12 protein-coding genes are annotated in these 21,144 nt (G+C 57.2%); 1 reads left to right on the top strand and 11 read right to left on the bottom strand.

The features are described 5' to 3' along the window. The first annotated feature begins 39 nt into the window (after positions 1–39). Positions 40–1,239: an immunoglobulin domain-containing protein gene (locus tag IG178_RS00955; protein ID WP_193210607.1), complete on the top strand. Its 1,200-nt coding sequence runs from the start codon at positions 40–42 to the stop codon at positions 1,237–1,239. Between the two features lie 51 nt (positions 1,240–1,290). Here the strand turns inward: IG178_RS00955 and IG178_RS00950 are convergent, their stop codons facing one another. The 11 genes from IG178_RS00950 to IG178_RS00900 form a co-directional block, all read right to left on the bottom strand. Next, positions 1,291–1,989: a polysaccharide biosynthesis/export family protein gene (locus tag IG178_RS00950; RefSeq protein ID WP_193210606.1), complete on the bottom strand. Its 699-nt coding sequence runs from the start codon at positions 1,987–1,989 to the stop codon at positions 1,291–1,293. A 92-nt stretch (positions 1,990–2,081) separates the two neighbouring features. Beyond that, positions 2,082–2,831, bottom strand: a complete 750-nt coding sequence (locus tag IG178_RS00945) for a cupin domain-containing protein (protein ID WP_226894607.1) — start codon at positions 2,829–2,831, stop codon at positions 2,082–2,084. Next, positions 2,828–3,739, bottom strand: coding sequence for a glucose-1-phosphate thymidylyltransferase RfbA (rfbA, locus tag IG178_RS00940; protein ID WP_193210604.1), 912 nt, complete (start codon positions 3,737–3,739; stop codon positions 2,828–2,830). Before rfbA ends, IG178_RS00945 begins: the two co-directional genes overlap by 4 nt. Before the next feature lie 20 nt (positions 3,740–3,759). Continuing rightward, a complete protein-coding gene (gene rfbB / locus IG178_RS00935; protein ID WP_193210603.1) occupies positions 3,760–4,869 on the bottom strand; it encodes a dTDP-glucose 4,6-dehydratase in 1,110 nt (369 codons plus the stop codon). A gap of 44 nt (positions 4,870–4,913) precedes the next feature. Beyond that, positions 4,914–5,831 (bottom strand): dTDP-4-dehydrorhamnose reductase, encoded by a 918-nt coding sequence (rfbD, locus tag IG178_RS00930; protein WP_193210602.1) that lies wholly within the window; start codon positions 5,829–5,831, stop codon positions 4,914–4,916. Between the two features lie 105 nt (positions 5,832–5,936). Further along, positions 5,937–14,150, bottom strand: coding sequence for a malectin domain-containing carbohydrate-binding protein (locus IG178_RS00925; RefSeq protein WP_193210601.1), 8,214 nt, complete (start codon positions 14,148–14,150; stop codon positions 5,937–5,939). Between the two features lie 536 nt (positions 14,151–14,686). After that, the gene (locus IG178_RS00920; RefSeq protein WP_193210600.1) at positions 14,687–15,589 is read right to left on the bottom strand and encodes a glycosyltransferase family 2 protein; all 903 of its coding nucleotides are present in this window, start codon (positions 15,587–15,589) and stop codon (positions 14,687–14,689) included. A gap of 27 nt (positions 15,590–15,616) precedes the next feature. Continuing rightward, positions 15,617–17,167: a lipopolysaccharide biosynthesis protein gene (locus IG178_RS00915; RefSeq protein WP_193210599.1), complete on the bottom strand. Its 1,551-nt coding sequence runs from the start codon at positions 17,165–17,167 to the stop codon at positions 15,617–15,619. 26 nt (positions 17,168–17,193) lie between these two features. Beyond that, positions 17,194–18,519: a glycosyltransferase gene (locus tag IG178_RS00910; RefSeq protein ID WP_193210598.1), complete on the bottom strand. Its 1,326-nt coding sequence runs from the start codon at positions 18,517–18,519 to the stop codon at positions 17,194–17,196. Between the two features lie 77 nt (positions 18,520–18,596). After that, complete coding sequence (locus tag IG178_RS00905) at positions 18,597–19,787, bottom strand: acyltransferase family protein (RefSeq protein ID WP_193210597.1); 1,191 nt, start codon at positions 19,785–19,787, stop codon at positions 18,597–18,599. Between the two features lie 16 nt (positions 19,788–19,803). After that, positions 19,804–21,132, bottom strand: coding sequence for a hypothetical protein (locus IG178_RS00900; protein WP_193210596.1), 1,329 nt, complete (start codon positions 21,130–21,132; stop codon positions 19,804–19,806). Positions 21,133–21,144: the final 12 nt, after the last annotated feature.

Raw genomic sequence — 21,144 nt, 5'->3', positions numbered from 1 at the left:
ACACAACCCGCCGTCGCAGAGACGGTCCCAGGTCCCATCGTGCTCGAATGGAATGTGAATCCAGAGCCGGATGTGACCGGCTACAAGTTTTACTACGGGGAGAGCAGCGGCGCCTACACCGTCGTTCAAGACGCGGGCAATTCACCGCTAATGGTCCTCACCAACCTGGAATCCGAACGCACCTACTTCTTCGCTGTGACGGCCTACAATGCGGCAGGCCAAGAAAGCCAGTTCTCCGAAGAGGTCTCATTGACGCTGGGCAGTGAACCGGTTGATCCCGACACCAGCGGTCGATTGGTCTTGCTGGAATCAGAAGACGGCCAAATCGGCGCCCCGATGACAATATACAGTGACTCGAATGCAACGTGGGTCGACTCAAGCGTCTTCTCCCAGGAAGGTTGGACGGAATTGAACTTCGAGGCATCCGTTCCTGGCGACTATCAAGTCTGGTGCCGTGTCAATGCCCCGACAGAAGCGAAAGATTCATTCTTCGTGAAGATGGACGGCGAAGAAGAACAAGTCTTCCATGTCTATGGCACGCCTACGCCGCCGGAGGGGACCCGGAGCAGTGAATGGACTTGGCAGCGGGTCCACTATCCAGACGCCGGACCACGTAACTACACGCTCGATGAAGGAAGCCACCTGCTGCGCTTCCGGGTAAGGGAGCCAGGGACTCTGCTGGATCGCGTCGTTCTCTCTTCAAATCCGGCCTTCATCCCGGACGACAACCTGCCGCGCAGCGGCGACGCGCTTGTCATCACCGGCGGCCCTGCGAGCCAAACCCGTGCTCCCGGCGAATCGGTCGACTTCACGGTCGCAGCTGCCGCCACCGGTCCCGTCACCTTTCAGTGGTTGAAAGATGGAACCGCCTTGCCCGGCACCAACACCCCCGTCCTGAATCTGCAGAACCTCCAGACCTCGGACTCGGGCAATTACAAGGTCAGCCTTGCAAGCGGAAGCGCAATCGCCACCTCCAGCAATGCCGTGCTAACCGTCGGAGAGGTTGTGGAAAACTCCGACTTCAGGATTCACCGACTTACGATGAATCCGGACCAGACCGTGACTTTCGACATCGTCGGTCAGCTGAACAACGACGTGGTTGTCTACGCTTCGGATGACCTGGTCAATTGGACCCTTCTCGGAACCCACCTCAACGCGACGGGCTCCATCAGCGCAGCGGATCCCGATGCCGACGGCAAAACGAAACGCTTCTACCGCTTGGCCATCCCTACGGAATAACCAAGCGGAAAAACCCAGCGATTCGGCACAGGCAACTCTCAAACCGATCCTTCACCAGCGGCTCTGCTTGACGTAGACCACGTCGTAGGGCCGAAGGTAGAAGGCATTGCTGGATTGACCACTCAGCGTGTCGCTCAGGTTCAGGGCATAGCGCTGGTGCTGGCCGTTCTGGCTGCGGACCACGACGACTTGCTTCGGATTCGCAAACTTGGTGAATCCACCCGCTTCCATGATCGCTTCGAATGCGGTCATCGGCCGATCCAAAGGCACCTTGCCCGGTTTCATCACCTCACCGGAAACGTAGACTCCGGAGGCAGCACTTTCGACCGCAACCAAAACGGCAGGATTCTGCAGATGAGCCTGATAGAGCCCCGTCAGTTGACTCTGGAGGGTCGCGACACTTTTCCCTTGAGCGGTGATGTTCCCAATGGTGGGGAGACTGACCTGGCCATTCGCCTGGATCTTCTGCGTGGTGTTGAGCTCTGGCGCTCCTGGATAGGAGACCTGGATCACATCCCCCGCCGCAAGTGTCCCGGATGGCCGGGCTTTGTATGCTTCCGCGGGAATGGGAGTGTACTCTTCCGCCGTTTCGCAGCCGCTGATCGCCACGAAAAGGCCGAAGGCAGCAATCGCCATGAGCGTCGTGGCTGCCCGGGTTAAAATGCGCTTCCAATCACCTTCTGGATTTTCATGCCGTTGGGTGCCGACTTGGGTTTCTGAGGCGTTATTCATGGACTGGTTGTGGATCATGTTCGGGGGGATCAAGGGTGATTCAATCAGGATTTCGGACTCTCTAACATCACGAAATGCAGGCACGCGTGAAATCTCTGGCCGGGGGAAAGTCACTTCCCCGCCCCATAGCGTTCCCAATCGGCGGGAAGAGGAGCCTTTTCGACATCACTGGCAATCCTTCCCTCCCAATCCGGATTGAAAACCGTGCTGGTGCCATAAACCATGATGAGGTCCTCGTTGCCGACATTCCGCAACGCATGGGCCACACCGGAAGGAATCACGACCGCGGCGTTATCGGGGCCGGGACGACTGTCTCCCGGTATCGTGAATCGCATCATCCGGCGTGGCATCCCTTCCCGTTCATCGACCAACAGCATCTCGCAGATTCCAGTGAGGAAAAACATCACGTCCCACTGCTCGCGATCGTATGGACGGGCGCGGTAGTCTTCGGGGGCATCGATGTATAGTTGCTGAAACCACGATCCGGCATCTCGCCCCTCCGGAATATACGGAGGATGGATGTGGAAGCCTTTGGCGCTGTCCCGGTGCATCAGGGCAGATGCCCATTGGCGCGGGGCCAAGCCGATTTTCGCCAATGTCCCTTCGGTCAATCTTGTCAGCTCACCGAAATATCCACGCCCCTTCTGTTGGAAGACCCGACGAGAAAAGATCTCAACGCCGGGAATCCAGACATCGGCCAAACTCTCGCGACCGTTGATCGCTTCGGATGCGTTGACGCCTCCGGTGGCCAGCCTCGAGGCAAGGTCAGCCAGCGAATAATCACGGGTTTCAAGCCGCGACTTTGCATCGGCTTTGAGGCCCGCCCAAATGTCGTTTGAATTTGAAGGCATTGAAATCAAAGGGTGGCCAGGTACTCACCATAGGGAGTCTTGGCGTACTTGCTTACCGACTCATTCAATTTCTCCCGGTCGATCCTGCCTTGCAGGAATGCGACTTCCTCGGGGCATGCAATCTTGAGTCCTTGGCGCTGCTGGATGACCTGGACGAACTGCGTGGCATCGGCAAGCGAGTCCGGCGTCCCGGTATCAAGCCATGTGGTCCCGCGACCGAGCAGCTCAACCCGCAGTTCCCCGCGCTCGAGGTACAGCCGATTCAGATCGGTGATTTCAAGTTCCCCCCGGGCGGAGGGCTTCAACCCTTTGGTCATTTCGACGACTTTCTCGTCATAGAAGTAAATACCCGGGACTGCATAGTTTGACTTGGGCTGTTGCGGCTTCTCCTCGAGCGACACCACATTGCCCGCAGCGTCGAATTCCACGACGCCATATTGGTCGGGCTGATTCGTGTGATACCCGAAAATCGTCGCCCCATCCCTCCGTCGGGAGGCAGCCAGCAGCGACTTTGCGAGATCATGACCGTAGAACAGATTGTCCCCTAGAACCAAGCACGCTGGCTCCCCGGCAAGAAATTCCTCACCGATTAGAAACGCCTGAGCCAAACCTTCCGGTTTCGGCTGTTCGGCGTAGGAAATCTCCATGCCCCATTGCGACCCATTTCCCAACAGGTTCTCAAAGCTCGGCAGATCCCGCGGGGTGGAAATCAGCAGCACTTCCTTGACCCCCGCGAGCATCAACACCGTGAGGGGGTAGTAGATCATCGGCTTGTCATACACCGGAATGAGCTGCTTGCTCACCGAATGGGTCATCGGAAACAGACGACTGCCCGTTCCACCTGCGAGAATGATCCCTTTGCGGAGCTCGAGGTCCCCGGGCGATTGGTTGAGACGGAATTTTTCGATTTCCAACATGGAGGGAGTGATAAAAGAGTTCAAGCAAGGGTCCCGAGCCGTTCACCGCGGTAGCTTCCGTCCTCGATCCCATGAATCCAATCCTGGTGATCGAGGTACCATTGGACGGTTTTCCGCAATCCTGACGAAAAGCTCTCGCGTGGTGCCCACCCCAGCTCCTCCTCGATCCGGGAGGGATCAATTGCATAGCGACGGTCGTGACCCGGACGATCCCGGACGAAAGTGATCAGCTCTTCGGCTGTCTTGCCCGCGCTCTCAGGAGCAAGACCGTGGACAGTCTCGATCAGTGCTTTCACCACGTCGATGTTCTTCATCTCACACTTACCCCCAATCACGTAGGTCTCTCCAATCGTCCCCCGAACCAGTGCCATCGCGAGACCACGGCAATGATCTTCCACGAACAGCCAATCGCGCACATTCGATCCATCGCCGTATACAGGCAGGGACTCACCGCGAAGTACTTTCTGAATCATCAGAGGAAGCAGCTTCTCGGGAAACTGGAACGGGCCGTAATTATTGGAACAATTGGTGGTGATCACCGGCATCCCATACGTGTGATGGTACGCCCGCGCGAGATGATCACTCCCCGCCTTCGAGGCGCTGTATGGACTATTCGGCGCGTAGGGGGTCGATTCGCAGAACGCCGGATCGTCCGCACCAAGGGAGCCAAAAACCTCGTCGGTCGAAACATGCAGGAACGCGGACTCCCCGCCGTCGGCAATTGGCTTCCCGTAGTTCGGCAACAAGGTTCTTCCTGACTCCACCAAATACTTCCGGAAGGTATCCAAAAGCCGGAAAGTTCCCACCACGTTGGTCAGAATGAATGCCTCCGGACCATCGATCGATCGATCCACATGCGACTCTGCTGCGAGATGCATCACCGCATCGACGTCGTGCTCGCGGAGCAGGGCGCCGACAAGAGCCTCGTCTCCGATATCACCCTGAACAAACAAGTGTCTCGGGTCGGAGGCCAGCGCATCCAAGTTCGACCGATTCCCCGCGTACGTCAGCTTATCGAGGTTGATCACCTTCTCGATCGAAACCCCGAGCTCGTCTGAAGCATCGCCGAGTAGGTAATGCACAAGGTTTGATCCAATGAATCCGGCACCGCCGGTTACGAGTATCTTCATGGTTCTTTATTGGGAGGAAAACAGGTAGGCTTTGACGCATTCAATTAACCGCAAGGCGCGGCTTGGCATCGCTTCGTACACGCACTCGAAAGCAGGTGATCACGAAGCGCCTCTTGCCAATGACGCGGTTTGATTCCCGTCAATCGGGTGTATTTCGAATTACTCAGCGCACTATTGGAAGGCCGCTTGGCTTGGAACGCCGCGACATCGTCAAGCGAGTTGCCGCCGATCGACTCCACCCGGAGCGTAGCGCCCGCATCGCGAACAATATCCAAACAAGCCTGCCCCCATTCGCGCCAAGTGCAGCTGCCTGAATTGCAAAGATGGAAAACACCGCTAGCCGGTGTCCGACCTTCAGCGATCAACAAAGGAACAAGCAAATCGGCAGCGTCGATGCACGAAGTCGGACAGCCAAACTTGTCTGCTGGCAGCTTCAATTCCATTTCCGAGAGGGCCTTCTCCACGATCCACTCGGGGAACGCGGGCTTGCCCGGCCCGTAAAGCCACGAGACACGAACCACGAGATTGGCAGCATCTTCAGCAAGGACATTCTCTTCCCCCTTGCGTTTGGACGAACCGTATACGCTCACGGGACTCGGAACGTCGTCCTCGGAATATGGACCTAGTTTGCCCCCATCGAAGACGAAATCAGTGCTGATCAGGGTCATGTGGGCAGACTTTCTCGCACAAATCTCTGCGATGAGTCTCGGAGCCTCCGCATTGATCGCATACGCAGCAACCTGCTCCTTTTCGCACAGGTCCACCGCCGTCAACGCAGCAGGGAGGATGAGAAACTCGAAGTCCAACGGTTCCAAGGCTCCAGAGATCGACTCGGGTGATTCGAGATCGACATCCTCTCGGGTCAAACCGATCGGCATTGCAACGCCCGAGAAGCGTTCCATCATCGCCTGCCCGAATCTTCCGGCCGCGCCGACGACAACTATTCTGGGGGGGGTATTCATCCGAAAAAGCAATGATCTGGGAACGAGTCAGGCTCGAAATGTGAAGGGCTGCATCCCCGCCCCCTGTCCCGTCGATTCGGATGCCAGGGGGACAAATGGTTCCGCTCACTCGGCCGAGGGCTCGAAGTACAACCGATAAAATCCACGTGCACCACCGGGGTTGTCCTCAAACGAATACCCCGCCCGCTCACCCGGCGTCATGGCTTCGATCTCCGACCGGGAAATCGAGTGAATCCGCGATCCCAAGGCGCCGATATCCAGGAGGCTCTCGCTACGATGCAGATAATAGCTACCCAGTGGCTTCAAATCAGGGAACTCGATCAATGTCCCGCTCGGAGTCCCCAGACAATGAATCGAGAAGCCGAGGTCATCGTTTGGATCATTCGGATTCATCTGAAGCTCGAATTCGGCAAGATTGTCGAGCCCACCGCGGTCGGAGTCCTGCGAGATCTGCCCGGCAAGTCCGTTGTCGGCAAGCCACTCCTCGAAGGTCGGTTTAGTCACCAATGAGATCGTCGCTGCTGCGGACGAGTTACCGGCTGCATCCACTGCAATCACCTGATACTCGTATGAGGTGTTGCTCGACAACCCGCTGTCGTCGAACTCGAGCGCGGCCACGGTTCCCAATTCGGAACCGTCACGCAGGATGCGGTAGCCCGTGACCCCGACATTGTCGGTGGATGCAGTCCATGACAATCTCACCTCCGTCTGGGTGGAAGTTCCGCTCAAATCCTCCGGCACTGAAGGTGCAATGCCATCCGACGCAACCGTGAATACTTCAACCCCGCAGATCTTCGGGTTCTGGACCCCGTGATGGAAACTTATGTTGAGTTCCCCATCGCTCACGGTCACGGGAAACGAGACAGCGAGCGTGGCATTTGAACCAACACGGGCAAAGATGTCCAAGTCGTCCAACGCAACAGAGCCTTCTGCAACGACATCGAACACCCGCTGACCGGGACCGGTCACATAGGTCTCGGCGAAGTGAAGCCTGACCTCGTACTGGCCGTCAGCGACCACAAACCGGTATTCCAGATCAGCGCCGCTCGGCGATCCGTCGTATCGTTCCGATTGATAAAGCACCTGATCCGTCGTGCCTGAAATCGTCACGGCGGTGGAAGAGGTGCTTCCGATATTGAATCCGTAATCGTCATACCAGATGTTGCCGGATCCGTCGGTAAAGCCGAGACCACCGGAATTCACACGCACCACCGCATCACCGAGAACCCGCGGAGTAACGGAAACCAGTGCAGGGCTGGAGGCATTTCCGGCCCCATCGACCGCCCTTACCTCGTAGGAATAGAGTACCCCGTCCGTCAGCCCCGAGTCCGCGAACTCCGTCGCTGACACCGTTCCGACCAGAGCGCCGTCACGCCGGACCTCGTATCCTGTCACTCCAACATTGTCGGTCGCAGCCTTCCACTTGAGGACCGCGGACTGCTCACCTGCCACCGCCACGAGCTGTGTTGGAGGCGTGGGAAGCTCGGAGTCTTCCAAAGTCGATGACAAAACTTCAACTCGGGAGGAAAGATTTCCTGCGGAGTCTTCCGCCTCGACCCCATACAGGTAGGTGCCTCCGGGAATGAGTCCGGAGTCGTCAAAGGTGGTGCCAGTGACGGATTGTAGCAAAACGTTGTCCCGATAAATTCGATAGCCAGTCACCCCGGCATTATCGGTCGAAGCGTTCCAAGACAACGCCACGGTCACGAACCCGGGATCTGCCACCAAATTCGCCGGAGATTCCGGGGCCACCGTGTCGATCAATGTGATCGTCGTCACCTGAGCCGGAGATGACGTATTTCCGACGGCATCCAAGGCAAGAACCTCGTAGTCAAACTCGGTGCTACTCGGCAGATTGGTATCCGTGTAACCAAGTTCGGTCACGGTGGCGATTTCAGCGCCATCCCTCAAGAGCAGATAGCCTACCACTCCGACGTTGTCCGAGGACGCATCCCAAGCCAGGGCCACGTGACTCAGGCCAGGTGTGGCCACCAGATTTGTCGGATTTGTCGGGGACTCCGTGTCCGGCACGAGAGCGGTCACCGATATCTGGGCCGCGGGCGACGTGTTTCCGGCTAGGTCGAAGGCAACCACTGCGAAATCATAGCCCGCACCGGAAACTAGTGTTTCGTCGGAATAGATCGTGTCGTAAACGGTCTCCACTAACAGGGTGTTCCGGTATACCCGGTATCCCATCACCCCCACGTTGTCGGTCGAAGGGCTCCAAACCAATGTCACGCTGCTGGTTGTCAGGGACGAAACCGCAAGATTCCCAGGTACCGAAGGCGGTACGGTCTCTGACGCGCCTCCCCCGAGAACCGGGAAAATCTCGATCCCGGACAAATTCGGGTTCTGGATTACGCGCTGGAAGTCGATGTTCAACGCGCCGTCCGCCACCGTCACGGGAACTGCGGCAATATAGGCATTGTTGGCACCCGCTTCGGCGAACACGTCGAGACCATCGAGAGCCAGATTTCCTTCAAGAGAGACGTCGAAGACCCGGATCCCGGTTGCAAATGCCCCTGACCACACCTCGGCGAAATGTAGGCGCACTTCATAAGAACCATTCGGAACCGTGAACTGGTATTTCAGTTCGGCACCACTCGATCGATCAATTCGCCGTGTCTGATAGATCACGGGTTCGGCGGTTCCGGCGATCGCGTTCGTGGTGGCCTCACTGTATCCCGTGTTGTAGCCGAAATCAGCCGACCAAGTTTGGTTCAAGCTATCAACATAGGAGCCGGCGCTACCAACATTGACCCGAAGGAACGCGGCTCCCAACGCGCGCGGTGTGACCGTTGTCGTGGCCGGAAGCGACTGGTTGCCGCCAGAATCCACCGCCCTCACCTCGTAGACATACTGGGTGCCGTTCTCCAGTCCGGTATCCGTGTATCCCAAGGTTGTCACCGTATCGAGCAGCTGGGCACCGCGCCAGATCTTGTATCCAGTGACCAAGCTGTCATCTGCAGACGGGGTCCAGGACAAAACAGCCACCCCGTTTCCGGGTATTCCGGTTAGTGAACCGGGGACTCCCGGAGGGGTTATGTCGGGATCGGTGGCAGCATTGATAGTTGCGGGAACCGAAAGGTTCCCGGCCTCGTCGACGGCCGCAACGGTGTAGCCATACACCGTGTCAGCCCCGAGACCGGTGTCGGTGAATTCCAGGGAGGTGACAGTGGCCAAGGGGACACCACCCCTCTTCACCAGGTAGCCAGCGACACCAATATTGTCGCTGGACTCCAACCAGCTGAGGGAAACGCTTCCCGGCGAAGTCCCGGTCACTGTCAGATCGCCAGGTTGGGACGGGAGTTCTGTGTCCGGCGGGGGCCCTTCGAGGGCATAGACCTCGATGCCAGCCAACGTTGGGTTCTGGATCACGTGCAGGAACTCGATGGTAAGCTGACCGCCGGATACCGTTACCGGGATCGGAATCGAAACTGCCGTCGCGAAACCGGCCTCGGCAAAAATATCGAAATCATCGAGTGCAAGTTGATCCTCGACCTTGACATCGAACACCCGGATTCCAGGTGCGGTCGCACCCGTCCAAACCTCGGCAAAATGTAGCCGCAATTCGTATTCCCCGTCGGGAAGTGGGAAGCTGTATTTGAGCTCAGCCCCGTGCGAGCGATCGAATCTGCGGGACTGATAGATCGGATCGTCGTCGGTATTCGCGATCGCATCGGAGGAGGTTTCTGCCACTCCGGTGTTGTAGCCGTGATCCGCCACCCAAGTGTTTCCGAGCAGGTCGAGGTACTCAAGGCCACCGACGTTGACGCGAAGCACTGCAGGACCGAGCGCCCGAGGTTGCACCACGACCGTGGCTGCGGTCGAAACCTTGCCTGAAGCATCGAAGGCAATCACTTCGTACTCGTACGGAGTTCCGTTGGTCAGCCCGGAGTCGGTGTAGGTCAAATCCGTGACGGTGCTGATCAAGAGCCCGTCGCGATAGATTCGGTATCCAGTCACCCCTGCATCATCGGTCGATGCCTCCCATGAAAGTATTGCCAATCCGTTGCCCGCGATTCCTTTGATCGAACCGGGCGTGGTTGGATCTTCCTGGTCAGCAGGCGTTGTCACCTCAATCAGCGCCGGATCGGAATCATTGCCCACCGCGTCGTAGGCAACCACCGAATACTCGTAAGACGTGGATGGATTACGTCCTGAATCAACGAAGCTCAGCTGGGTGGTCGTTCCGACTTCGACCCCGTCCCTGCTGACGCGGTAACCCGAGACTCCGACATTGTCGGACGAGCCTGCCCATACAAGAGTAACGCTGCCTGCCGTGACATTGTTCGAAGTCAGCAAACTCGGGGAAGAGGGAGCTTCGGTGTCGGGCCCTGCAATTCCAAGGGAAAAGACCTCGATTGCGCTGATGAACGGATTCTGCACCTCGTGGCGGAATCCGATGGTGAGTTCGCCGTCGGAAACCGTTGTCTCGAGGGTCTTGACCAAGGCGGAATTCGGACCTGCCTCGGCGAAGACATCCAGATCATCCAGTTTCAGCTGATCTTCCAGGTAGACATCGAAGGTTCGTTGGCCGGCAGCCGTGATTCCTGACCAAGTCTCCGCAAAGTGGAGCTTGACCTGATAAAGTCCGTTCGGAACCACGAAGGCGTAGTCAAGGGGACTCGACGGGGAATCGTCGTAGCGGAAAGTCTGGTAAAGTCCGTCCTCCGTTGTCCCTACGATTGGATTGGCGTAGGTGCTGGTACTGCCTGAGGTGAACCAGTTGTCCGCGGACCATGGCTGTCCGAGGGCATCGACGTAAGAGCCGCCACCGGCATTCACCCTCACGATGGCGGACGAACCCGACCCGGTGGGATCATAGTCGACAACCAGAATGTCGGACGAGGCGCTACGCTGACCACCGGAATCAACCAAAACTGCGGCGATGTAATTGATTCCGCTCGTCGGGTCGGCGTCGGACAGGGTCACGGGAACGTCGATAAATCCACTGGCGGGAATGGTGACATCGGTGATTCCGTAACCGATGATCGAGTTGGCTTCGAACGGGTCGATATCGTAACCACCGTCCGCCACGCCATCCAAATACAATGCCGTATTGAAAACCCAAATCTTGGCATCGGATCCTGCAGGTCCGTTCAGCCGAACCGTAGGATGGGTTGCAGTGACAAAGGGCGACGTTTTTCCAGGAACGAAAAGATGCGGTGTCGGCAGGTTGTCCGAAGAGATGATCCCGACCGAAGACTTGTTGGTGTTGGTCGTCCCGGTAATCCCGGCATTCCGGATCTTGCGGACCGTCCCATCATCAAAGCCGATCGTGATGGTGGCACCGATCAGCTCGAGACCGGAAATGCTGGCTGAGTGTTGTGGTCCGGGCCCAGGTGCCCCCTTCACGCTCGTTGGATCCACGTCGCACGAAAATGTGAGAAGGTCACCCGGTCGGAACTCGACCGAAGGATCAAAGTCAATCGACATCACATCAAACCCATCTTCGCTTCCAATTCCGTCGTGAGGTGCTTCGAACGAGCCCACGGGAGTTCCATTGCCGTCGAAGAAATTCAGTTCGAATGCTTTTCCGTCGGTATCACCGCCAGTGCCCGCGGGGTCGAAGATCAGATCGGGAAGAATCGCCGTGCGGAGATCAATCTTGATGGAAGTTACCTTTTGCCCACCGGTGGATGTATTCTCGACTTGGAAGGCGCCCGAGGTGTTCACACTCGACGTGGTGATACTTCCCGCTCCACTGTTGATCGTCAGCTTCGCGCCTGCGGTCGTTGCCACCGGTTGAACCTCAAAATAGTCCCAGGTAGCATTGAACGACGGTGTTGCGACATTGCCCGTGGTCGCCAGTAGTCCGACTGCCATGCATTGCGGTCCCCGGATCACATCAAGGACCTTGCCACCAACGGAAATCGGCGGCCCGACATCGACAATCGAACCCGTTCCGACCCAGAAACCCGGCTGAACAGTTCCGGCAATCGGATCAACCAGGAACGTCAGGGTTACCACGCCGGAAAATAGACCCGGTTCACTGTAGAGATTCTGCGAAAGCACCGTGCCATCCTCCTCATGGACGACCTCGATCGCACCCGGCCCCGAATTCGCATTCACGGCGACCTTGACGTAATTGTCCTGATCCCCGTTGCCGATGAAGATACCGTGTGACTGCGCGTCGGAAGGCTCGCCGTTGAACAGCAACCCGCCGAGGCCGGAAATCACCCGGAATGGCCCGGTGAACTCGTCCACATTGACGCCGAACTGGAAAGCGTTCACCTGGGTGTTTGATGAACCCAACGGACTGCCCGGACCAACGGTGGGATCCGTGAACAAGCCTGCAGTCCCCCCTGCGATCAATTCGGTCTCGTCGATCCGCTGGCTGTAGTCCTCTCCAGGATTGGACATCACTCCGGTGAATCCAATGCTGAAAAAGCCAATGCCGAGCTCGTTGAAGAGGTCATAGCGCATTGGCGAAGCAACGTCAGACCCGTTGTTGGGATCGATTGGAAATACATCCTGGGAGTCAGCAATCCCGTCATTGTCGTCATCGGTATCCAGAAGATCGGAGAGGAAGTCTCCGTCCCGGTCCGGAGGTAGCACGGCAGGAGAACAGGGATCGGAGTAATTCGAGATCTCGTCCGCGTTCGAATAGCCATCGTTATCTTCATCGAGCCCGAAGCTAAAAGTACCGGTGCAAACCGTACCACTTCCTGAATCGAAGTCCGTCGGTTCGAGGATTGTAATCCCCTTGCTGGAGTGGTGTGCCACGAAGATCGTCCCTGCAAGGGCAGCTCCTCCCTCCGGTCCGGGCGCTGTCACATCCAGAGGGACACTATAATTGCTCCCTTGAAGCAATACGCTGCTAGCCAGCACCTGGGTACCGTCAGCGTTCATCGTAAGTCGCTGAACCGTTGCATTGCTGTATTGGGTCGCGATGATATCCCCAACCATCGCTCCCCCGAAATTGTTCGCCGTGTACTCGGCGATACCCGTGGTGGATGCGCTATTCACGATAAGAGAACCATTGGCTGCCCCAGGCAGTCTGAAGTCCCCTTGTTGAGGGTCCGCCATCGACACAGGCACCGGCGGCCAGTCGCTTGTCGGAGAGGAAGAATAAACTAACCCGCCCCCCCCCGGTCCATCATCGTTGCGGAACCAACCTGCACCCGCAGGATTCGCTCGAATGGGATTCGGGTGCCCACCATAGTAACCAAGCCCCGAAATCAAATGAAGGCTGTCCTTGTTGTTGACCGACCCCGGCTCACCGGGGACATACTCATTGGTAACCGTGGCTGGCACATCCTCGTTCATGGGGTAACCGCCCCACCCGGAGTTTGCAGCGTTGTCGAAGGTATACATGTTACCCACTTTACCCGGCGTCTTCGCAATCAGGACGTCATAAGGATTCCGGAAACCGGAGGAGTAGATCTGGACCGGACCACCAAGAACCAACTTCGCTTGGTTGAGCCCGTCGTTGCCTCCAAACGGATCGTTCACGTCGGAGCCATCAAGATTCTCAGCCCGAGCCGCATTCGGATCATCCAGAGTCGGAAGATCGTAGATGTATTGCTGTCCGTAGCTGTCCGTCTTGACCGGCATCGAGTTGATCGCTGCCAGATCGATCGACAAGATCGCGGCCGATAGGGCCGTTTCGCAGGCGAACGCAAAGTTGTTGGACGGCGAGCCGGCATTGGTGTTTCCCCCTTGCGCGAGGTAGAGCGTTGTTCCGGTTGCGTCGATTTGAATCCCGTTCGATGCATGATTTTCCTCCGACCTGGGAAGCCCACGGACAATGTCCACCTTCTCCCAAACCCCGCTGCCATTACGGGTCAGTCGTGAGATGATCCCGGAGTTGGTGTCGAGGTTCAGGTCGGCACCTCCACTCCCGGCACCTTCACGAGGGTCGCTCGAGGTAACATAGACGATTGGATTCTCAGCAGTTCCAACGACCAGGATCCCTGTCGCCTGTCGAGAATTCAGGCTGAAGTTCCGTGCACCATCATCGTCGTAATTCGGTAGATTCTTGACCAAGTCGATGATCTCGACGTTAGAAGCGACATAGTTGTCGGGCCCCATACGCGTCACATCACAGGAAACAACGGTGCCATTCACTTGAGTGAAGTAGAGCCGGTCGTCCGGTCCGAACTGGATCGAGGTCGCCTTGCTGGCATAGTTGTTGCCACCAAAGATCAGGCCATCAAGCTTGCTCGCCGAGAATCCAACCTGACCTTGGGCGATCGGCGACAGGAAAACCGCACCGAAACACGATAGCAGCACGAGCTTGGTCGCCGGGAGAAGCGATACGCACCGGTTCATCACACGGCGCTCAAAATCGCGCGATAGGGACTTCAATTTCATCGAGGGGGGGGTGGGGTGAAACAAGGGGGGAAACGATAAACGTCTGTGGCCGTCGGGATCTAGGCAGGAACAAGGTAGGGCATCTCTCGCCAATGCAACTGCGGTTTCTTGCAGCCGCGACGACGCGAGGGAGGCATGGATGGAACTACATTCCCTCCCGCCGCGAACGCGGGCATGTGGGGCCATACTGCGATGGACGTGAACATGTGGGGGGGAGAATTAGAACTGCGGCGGCCAAGGCCGGCTCCCGGGAACGAATGCGGGGGATCGAAAAATCTTGGGGGGACTTTGGAGGGAAGCAATTACGGATTATCAATGATTCAGAATTCACACCAGCTATTTTTGATAATCTAAAACATGCTGATATTTAATCATGCCGAAATGAAACTTGCGCGACCACCATCCCCCCATGGGGCAGCAGATCACTGGAACATTCTGATCTCCCAGCCAACAACATCGTTGCGAACGCACACCAAATCATAAAATATGCGCAGCCGCGGCTGCGCTCGTTTCTACCTCTTGGGGCCCGGTCACGATCAGTCCGTTCGGGCGGTTGGTTGTTGTCCCTGGAGAATACCAAGATTCCAATAGCGTCGCTGCATATAATGAAAGCGTTTGGCATCGCTGAGGAACGACTTGCCTAGTCGCACCAATACGCCCAACCCCAAGACTTTTCCCATTGCCATAGCCGACTTGCCGAGCCGCTTCGGTGCGGGCGCCCCGGCGAGCTTTCTCCCTACCAGAAGGCCCATCCGGCGGTTTCGTTCCAAGGTCCAGGCGAACGAGCAACGCTCTGCGGGAACGTGATGCCAAACCACGGCATCAGGCAGAAAAACTCCCCTGATCCCCGACGAGAGCATAATTCGCTGCAAATCGGTTTCCTCCCCCACCGAGATCAGACGACCCGGCCCAATCTCTGCATTGAAAGACCCGGCTTTCTTGAGGTCATCGGCAAAAGCAGCCCAATTGAAGCCAAGAGCAAGCGGCTCCGGCAACTCACACTTGCTCTCCCCGTAGCTCCACCCCTTCGCGGAAAAGGGCAGATAATGCTTCAGCCACTCTGGCGGCTCAACCTCGTAGTCGACCAAGCATTTGCCGGCATAGAACTCGCCCCCTTTCTTGCCCTCAGCTGCATCTGCGTAGGCGCGTACACATCCCGGGGCAATTCTCACGTCATCGTCAAAAAACACGACGAACTCCCCATCGCACTCTTCCAAGGCAAGATTGAGGGCGGCACTCTTGCTTCCAACCGGTGTGTAGCGGTATGCCAAGGGCAGACGATCAAGAAACCGCTCGCATTTCGCTTCGGCTCCTTCCTTCTTGCCGTTCTCGACGACAATTACGCGCTTCACACAGTCGGGCATGTCCCCGTCGACCAGGCACTGGAGCGTACGCTCCAAAAGTTCTCCGCGTTGGCAAGTTGGGATGACGATGATCATGGCTAGTCGGGAAGTTGAGGGGACGGATCACCGCGGGCGGAGTTCACCAGCGATTTTCCGGAAGAAATCCAGCTTTTTGAAGCCGATCAAAAGAACACCGGCGTAAACCAACCCAAATACAACCATGGCTGAAATCACTGGAAGCCAGGCATCGATCCTGCCTCCCGCCATGGACAACAAGCCGATTGCAGCCGCGGAGGCGGGGACACAGGCGAGCGCTGGTGTTACCATCGTGGAAAGGACCGACCTCAGATCAACCGGAGTTCTCTTCAGCGCCCATGCCCAATAGGGAACAAAATTCAGCAGCATGGCCGTCGAATAGCCGATGGCGACACCACGCATCGAACCAAATTGGCCCGGCTCCTTCGGACCAACGAGCAGGCCAATCACAAATGCCGCGACAATCACCGCGGAGTTCGCAAGCCCCAACAAGCGGTAGCGCTTGGTCATCCCCAGAGAAATCAGCACCCAGCCGGCTGGATTGGAGATTCCGCCAATCAGCGCCGCAATCGCAAGCAAGCGGAACAACTCCGCCGATGACGCCCAATCGCGGCCCAACCAGACCAGAACCACCTGATCGGCGAAGAGGGTGATTCCCGCGATGACCGGCATGCTCAGCGAGCACACGAGCAAAATGGCATTGAGGAAGTAGCGACGGTATCTTTCCGGGTCCTCCTGCAAGCGCGACAACGCGGGAATCGTTACCGCTCCAAGCGGACCGTTGATCTGTCCCACCGGCATCAGCAGCAGGCTGTACGCCTTTTCATACGCGGCAACCGGCGCAGCCCCGCAGAACTTGGCCACCAGGATCGTATCGGTCTGACGCGAAAAGTAATTCACGATGTTGAAGCCTAGGATATCTCCACCAAACTTCAGCATCCCGCGCACCCCCGTCCGGCGGGACGGAAGCCCGGGTGTCCAGCGCAGCGCTATCCATGCAGCCGTCGACTTCGCAACCGCCGGCGCGACCGCCATCCCTACCAGCGCCCAGTAGCCAAAACCCGCACGCGCCATCCACACGGCGGTAATCACCCCGGCCGCCATGGAAAAGATTTCAATTCCCGCGAGCAGGGGATAGCGCATGTTGCGGGTCAAGAGAGCCAAGTGCTGGAGCCCCAGACTGCCGAAAAGGAAGCTCAATGAAAGCACCGGGATCATGCCTACGAGTGCCGGCTGGTGATAAAAAGCCGCGACCAACGGAGCAGACGCAGCGAAAACCGCCGTGATGAAAACCCCCAGGCCAACGTTGATCCAGAACAGGGTGGAAATCTGTCGGTGATTGATTTCAGGCCTCTGGATGGTCGCCTGTGACAACCCAACATCCATGAATATCGAAAGGAAGCCCGTGATGACTGCCGTCATCGCAAACAGACCGAAGTCGTCCCGCGAAATCAGCCGTGCGAGGATCCCGGTGGAAAGGAAGCGTAATCCCATCCCCATGATCCTCGAAAACGACATCAGTGACGCACCCCGGACCGAACTGCGCCGCAAATTCCCCGAAACATCCGGAGCTGCGAAAGGATCGCGAAGATTCTTCCCGGCTTTTCCGGACTCCTCAATGACGCTCTCTGCCTGCATTCAATATGGGGGGAGACCTCAATCTTTCAGCTCACCTGATCAAGGTAGTTTGCCAGCTCTGAAGTGAGGTTCTTCCTCTCGAACTTGCGGACGTAGTCTGAATTCCAATCGCAGTTGCCCTCTCCAGATCTCCACCTTTCATGACACTTCTTCAACGACGCCATCAGTTGCGTGACATCACCCGGGGGCACGACGGTTGCACTGCCAGCGCACTCCACAAAATCGCGAGCGTCACTATCCGGGAGCGTGGCGAGAATCGGACGACCTGCGGCCATGTATTCGTAAGTTTTCCCCGGGACAATTCCGGCCTTCATCCCGGGCGGAAGGGTATGCATCGGGAGAAACAGGAGGTCTGCGTCTCTCACAAACCGCAAACACTCTGCGTGGCTCAGGTATCCCGAACAGTGGAACAAGCTCTTGGCTGGAGATTCTTCGATCAGCCGACGGTCGGTCGCCGACAGGACACCTACACAGTGAATGCGAACCTCCGAGGAAATGTCGGGGGCCTCCAACAGCCACCGTTCGAGCGCCTGTAGTAGATAGTAGTGGGATCGTGAAAGCCGCTCCACTCCTGGAACCGACCGACCCAAGAATCGGTACTGCCACTTGCGTCCACGCTCTCCCAGTCCCGACTCGGCATGAAAGTAGCCCGAATGAACGATGTTGAAATAGTCCCGTCCGATCGGCTCGACGTCGCCCTCGAAGTCGCTGGCATCGTAACCGTTCGTCAGGTGCACCACCCGGTCGAATCCAAATTCCGGGAAGATCGACCTCACACGCCGGGCGGACTCCGGAGTGTTCATGATGATCAACCGCGCGCTCTCGAGCGACTTCTTCATCTGGGACCTCTCGAGTTCCCGATGCCATCGGGTACGATGAAGCTGGAATTCATCCAAGGCCCACGGGTCCCTCAGGTCTGCGACCCAAGGGATCCCGGTACGACGGGAGATTTCTGCAGCTGCGTCCGCACCATCGAAGGGCGACATGCTCACAAAAATAAAATCAAATCGCTCCGCACCGGCCATCTTCGTTCCCTCTTCGACAACGCGATCCTTCCAGATTTTCCCGAATCGACTCCGTAGGCCGAACAGCTCGCGAAATGCCCGCTCAATCTTGCTCGGCACATGTACCTCATCTGGGATCGAAACCCGGTGAATCCGCACACTTTCCGGCACCTCGTCGAGCATCGCTTGATCCTTCGGCGTCCAACGCCGGTCATCCGGCGCCTCAATGGTCAATACGGTTGGAAGATACCCGAACTCAGGGAGATACTTGACGAACTTCAGCGACCTCTGAACCCCTCCCCCACCTGCAGGAGGGAAGTGATAGGCAATGAACAGGATCTTCTTCATCGAAACGCTTCGCGCAACGGATCGCCTCAGGCTTGCGGACCCAACTGCGGCACTTGGCTCCAATATTGCATCCTCTCTCATCGGGGGCGCTTCGGGATTCTTCCGTTGAACAATAGCTCCAACAGCGGAATACGACGGATAACGAGGCATTGGATGCCTAGCGTCGAAATGAACGTTGCCAGCGAAATCACTGAGAGCCTCAGGAAGTCGTTTCCGATCCAACCTCTCAAGGCGAATGCAATCATGTAGATGACGACAAAGTGGAAGAGATACACGGTGTAAGCGGACTCCGAAAGAAACCTCGCGGTCCTGCTCTCGGAACCGACCCACTTCTCAGCCAGCCAGATCAGCAGACTCGACAAACAGAAGGCGGCGTAAGTTTGTGCGGACAAAACCAGGGTCTCCACCACCAAGTTCGGCACCGACGCTGGCAAATGATGGGCGGCATACAGCATCACGCACGAAACTACCGTCTGCACCCAGTGAGCCGACGAAAAGACGCGACGAAGTGGGGTCGACGCGAACAGCAACATTCCCAAAACGTAGAACGGCAAATAATTGCCGACTGAGCGTGTCACAAAATCGAGCCACGAAGGCAAAAGCGGTTCGAAAGCATATTCAAACGCCACTCGCGCCACGATGCACCCGGCCGTCACCACCACAGCCATCGTCAGGAAGGCTACCTCGCATGAGCGGACAGTTTCCTTCGGACCAAACATCTTAACGACCGTATCGACCCCTCGTTCGATCAGCGGAGCAAGTATGGTGTAGACGAAAAGAGCGACTAGGAACCAGAGATGCAAGTGCCAGTTGACCGGTCCGACCACCGGTTCGGCGAACTCCCCCGAAAGGAAATCGCGGAACGAAATCGAATGGTTGTGGTAGCTGTAGACCAACCAGTTCGTGACCGGATTGAGTAGCACCAGCGCCGTTACAAAAGGCACGCCAATCGCCACCAGTCGCTTTTTCAAGGTACGGCGCGCGCCGTATTTCTTCAGCAACATGTATGCGAGAAATCCAGAAATGACGAAGAATGCCTCCATCCTGACCAGTCCCGAGATCTCCGCGCACATCCTGAAAAACGGCACCTTCGCAACAGTGCTGACGTGAACCAGAATTCCCCAAAACATCAAACTCGCACGCAGAGCGTCGAGATGGAAAAAGCGCTGGCTCTTCGTCGAATCCAAGATCGCGGCAGGAGACGGATCACCGACACTGGTCGTCCGGATCAGACGATCGTCCACGGCCATTGACTTCGCGTGAATCATGGAAGGAGGGAACAATTCAATTCCACGACGGAAAACCCGGGTGAGGCGAACCAGGGTCGGGCTGGCCCCCGGTTTCATGCTGTGGTCGGGCTTCCATCAAAAAATGCATCGAACTGATGGTGGCGATGCTGAACCAGAAAAAGACGTATGACTGATCGTAGTAAGCCACCGAGACGCTCGTTCCAACGTGCGAGAATAAACTGGCCCCCATGCACCAGATCATGAAGCGGTCACCCTGTTCCATTTCTGGATTGGCTTCGATCACATTCCCCACCCACTTGAATGCGACCCAGATCATCGCGATCATCAGGATCATCGCCAGAAATCCGCCCATGACACCGAAGGCGAGGAAGTAGTTGGTGATGTCCGTGTGATCCTTGCTCCAGGTGACCCCGGTGGGCATCCAGCTCCGGGTGTAGTCAGTCCCGAAAAGCCACCAGTCGGAAAAATACTTGATGGAAGAGTCGATCAGGTGCGACCGGTGCCATCCGGTGCTCCCACCTACCACGCTCATTTCCCCGATGATGTAGTAGGCGGGGCGATTCATCGTCATCTCGAGGGCAAGATAGCCCGCAACCATACCCCAGCGCAGCCAACCCATGAATTGCCGGAACTTCCATAAGAAAACCGCCCCCAATCCAAATCCAAGGCTGAGAACCGGACCGCTGGATGCACAGGTAGCTACCATGGTTAAACACGCCAACAGACCTATTTTGGCTGCCGTTGGATCCCGTCGCCACATCGCGATCATCAGCGGAACCAGCGCAGCCCCGACGGTTCCAGCGAGGATGGCGTGCCGGAACGGCCCACGCGCGCGCAGCCGTCCGTCACGCTCAACGACAGCATCCACCACCCCGCCAAAGGTGGCTGAGAACAGGTTCTTCCCGGTGAATTTCTCCTGGATCATCTCGATGGCGATCGGCACCAGGAGAAAAGCAATGACCCCGAGAATCGAAAAGAAGTCGTCCAGATCATGGCAAAAACAGCGCACTAGCAGGTAGCATATCCCGATCTCCGCGATTTTTCCCGTGATGAAAATCGGACCTGCCCCGTCAGCGCCCTTTTCGTGGAAGAAGCTGGCAAGAAACAGCCAGCAGCAAAACGCCACCATCAACTTGTCGATGAGATTCACCCCGCCGGAGATTCCCTCCCCCTTCACCAGGATCCGAAACAAACCAACAACGAGGAGCAGGCGGAAAACCGGAAGATTCACGCCGATGTTGAATGCCTGGCCGTGTGTGATATAGAGGACCCCGAGCAACAGCGGGATGGGCGCCCACCTTCGGGGCACGGACATCAGAGCGATGGCCGTCACAATAAAGAACAGGAAGCCGAGGGGATTCACGGGAATGAGGGG

It is taken from the genome of Neoluteolibacter marinus, from assembly GCF_014904755.1.
GTDB classification, from domain to species: domain Bacteria; phylum Verrucomicrobiota; class Verrucomicrobiia; order Verrucomicrobiales; family Akkermansiaceae; genus Haloferula; species Haloferula marina.
Note: the sequence above shows the minus strand (reverse complement) of the source record. Positions and strands in the feature narration are given on the sequence as shown.

Bases quoted from the DNA above. Each gene is read 5' to 3' on its own strand.
- IG178_RS00950 (WP_193210606.1), bottom strand. From the start codon at position 1,989: ATGATCCACAACCAGTCCATGAATAACGCCTCAGAAACCCAAGTCGGC.
- IG178_RS00905 (WP_193210597.1), bottom strand. From the start codon at position 19,787: ATGATTCACGCGAAGTCAATGGCCGTGGACGATCGTCTGATCCGGACG.
- IG178_RS00925 (WP_193210601.1), bottom strand. From the start codon at position 14,150: ATGAAATTGAAGTCCCTATCGCGCGATTTTGAGCGCCGTGTGATGAAC.
- IG178_RS00910 (WP_193210598.1), bottom strand. From the start codon at position 18,519: ATGAAGAAGATCCTGTTCATTGCCTATCACTTCCCTCCTGCAGGTGGG.
- rfbA (WP_193210604.1), bottom strand. From the start codon at position 3,739: ATGTTGGAAATCGAAAAATTCCGTCTCAACCAATCGCCCGGGGACCTC.
- rfbB (WP_193210603.1), bottom strand. From the start codon at position 4,869: ATGAAGATACTCGTAACCGGCGGTGCCGGATTCATTGGATCAAACCTT.
- rfbD (WP_193210602.1), bottom strand. From the start codon at position 5,831: ATGAATACCCCCCCCAGAATAGTTGTCGTCGGCGCGGCCGGAAGATTC.
- IG178_RS00915 (WP_193210599.1), bottom strand. From the start codon at position 17,167: ATGCAGGCAGAGAGCGTCATTGAGGAGTCCGGAAAAGCCGGGAAGAAT.
- IG178_RS00920 (WP_193210600.1), bottom strand. From the start codon at position 15,589: ATGATCATCGTCATCCCAACTTGCCAACGCGGAGAACTTTTGGAGCGT.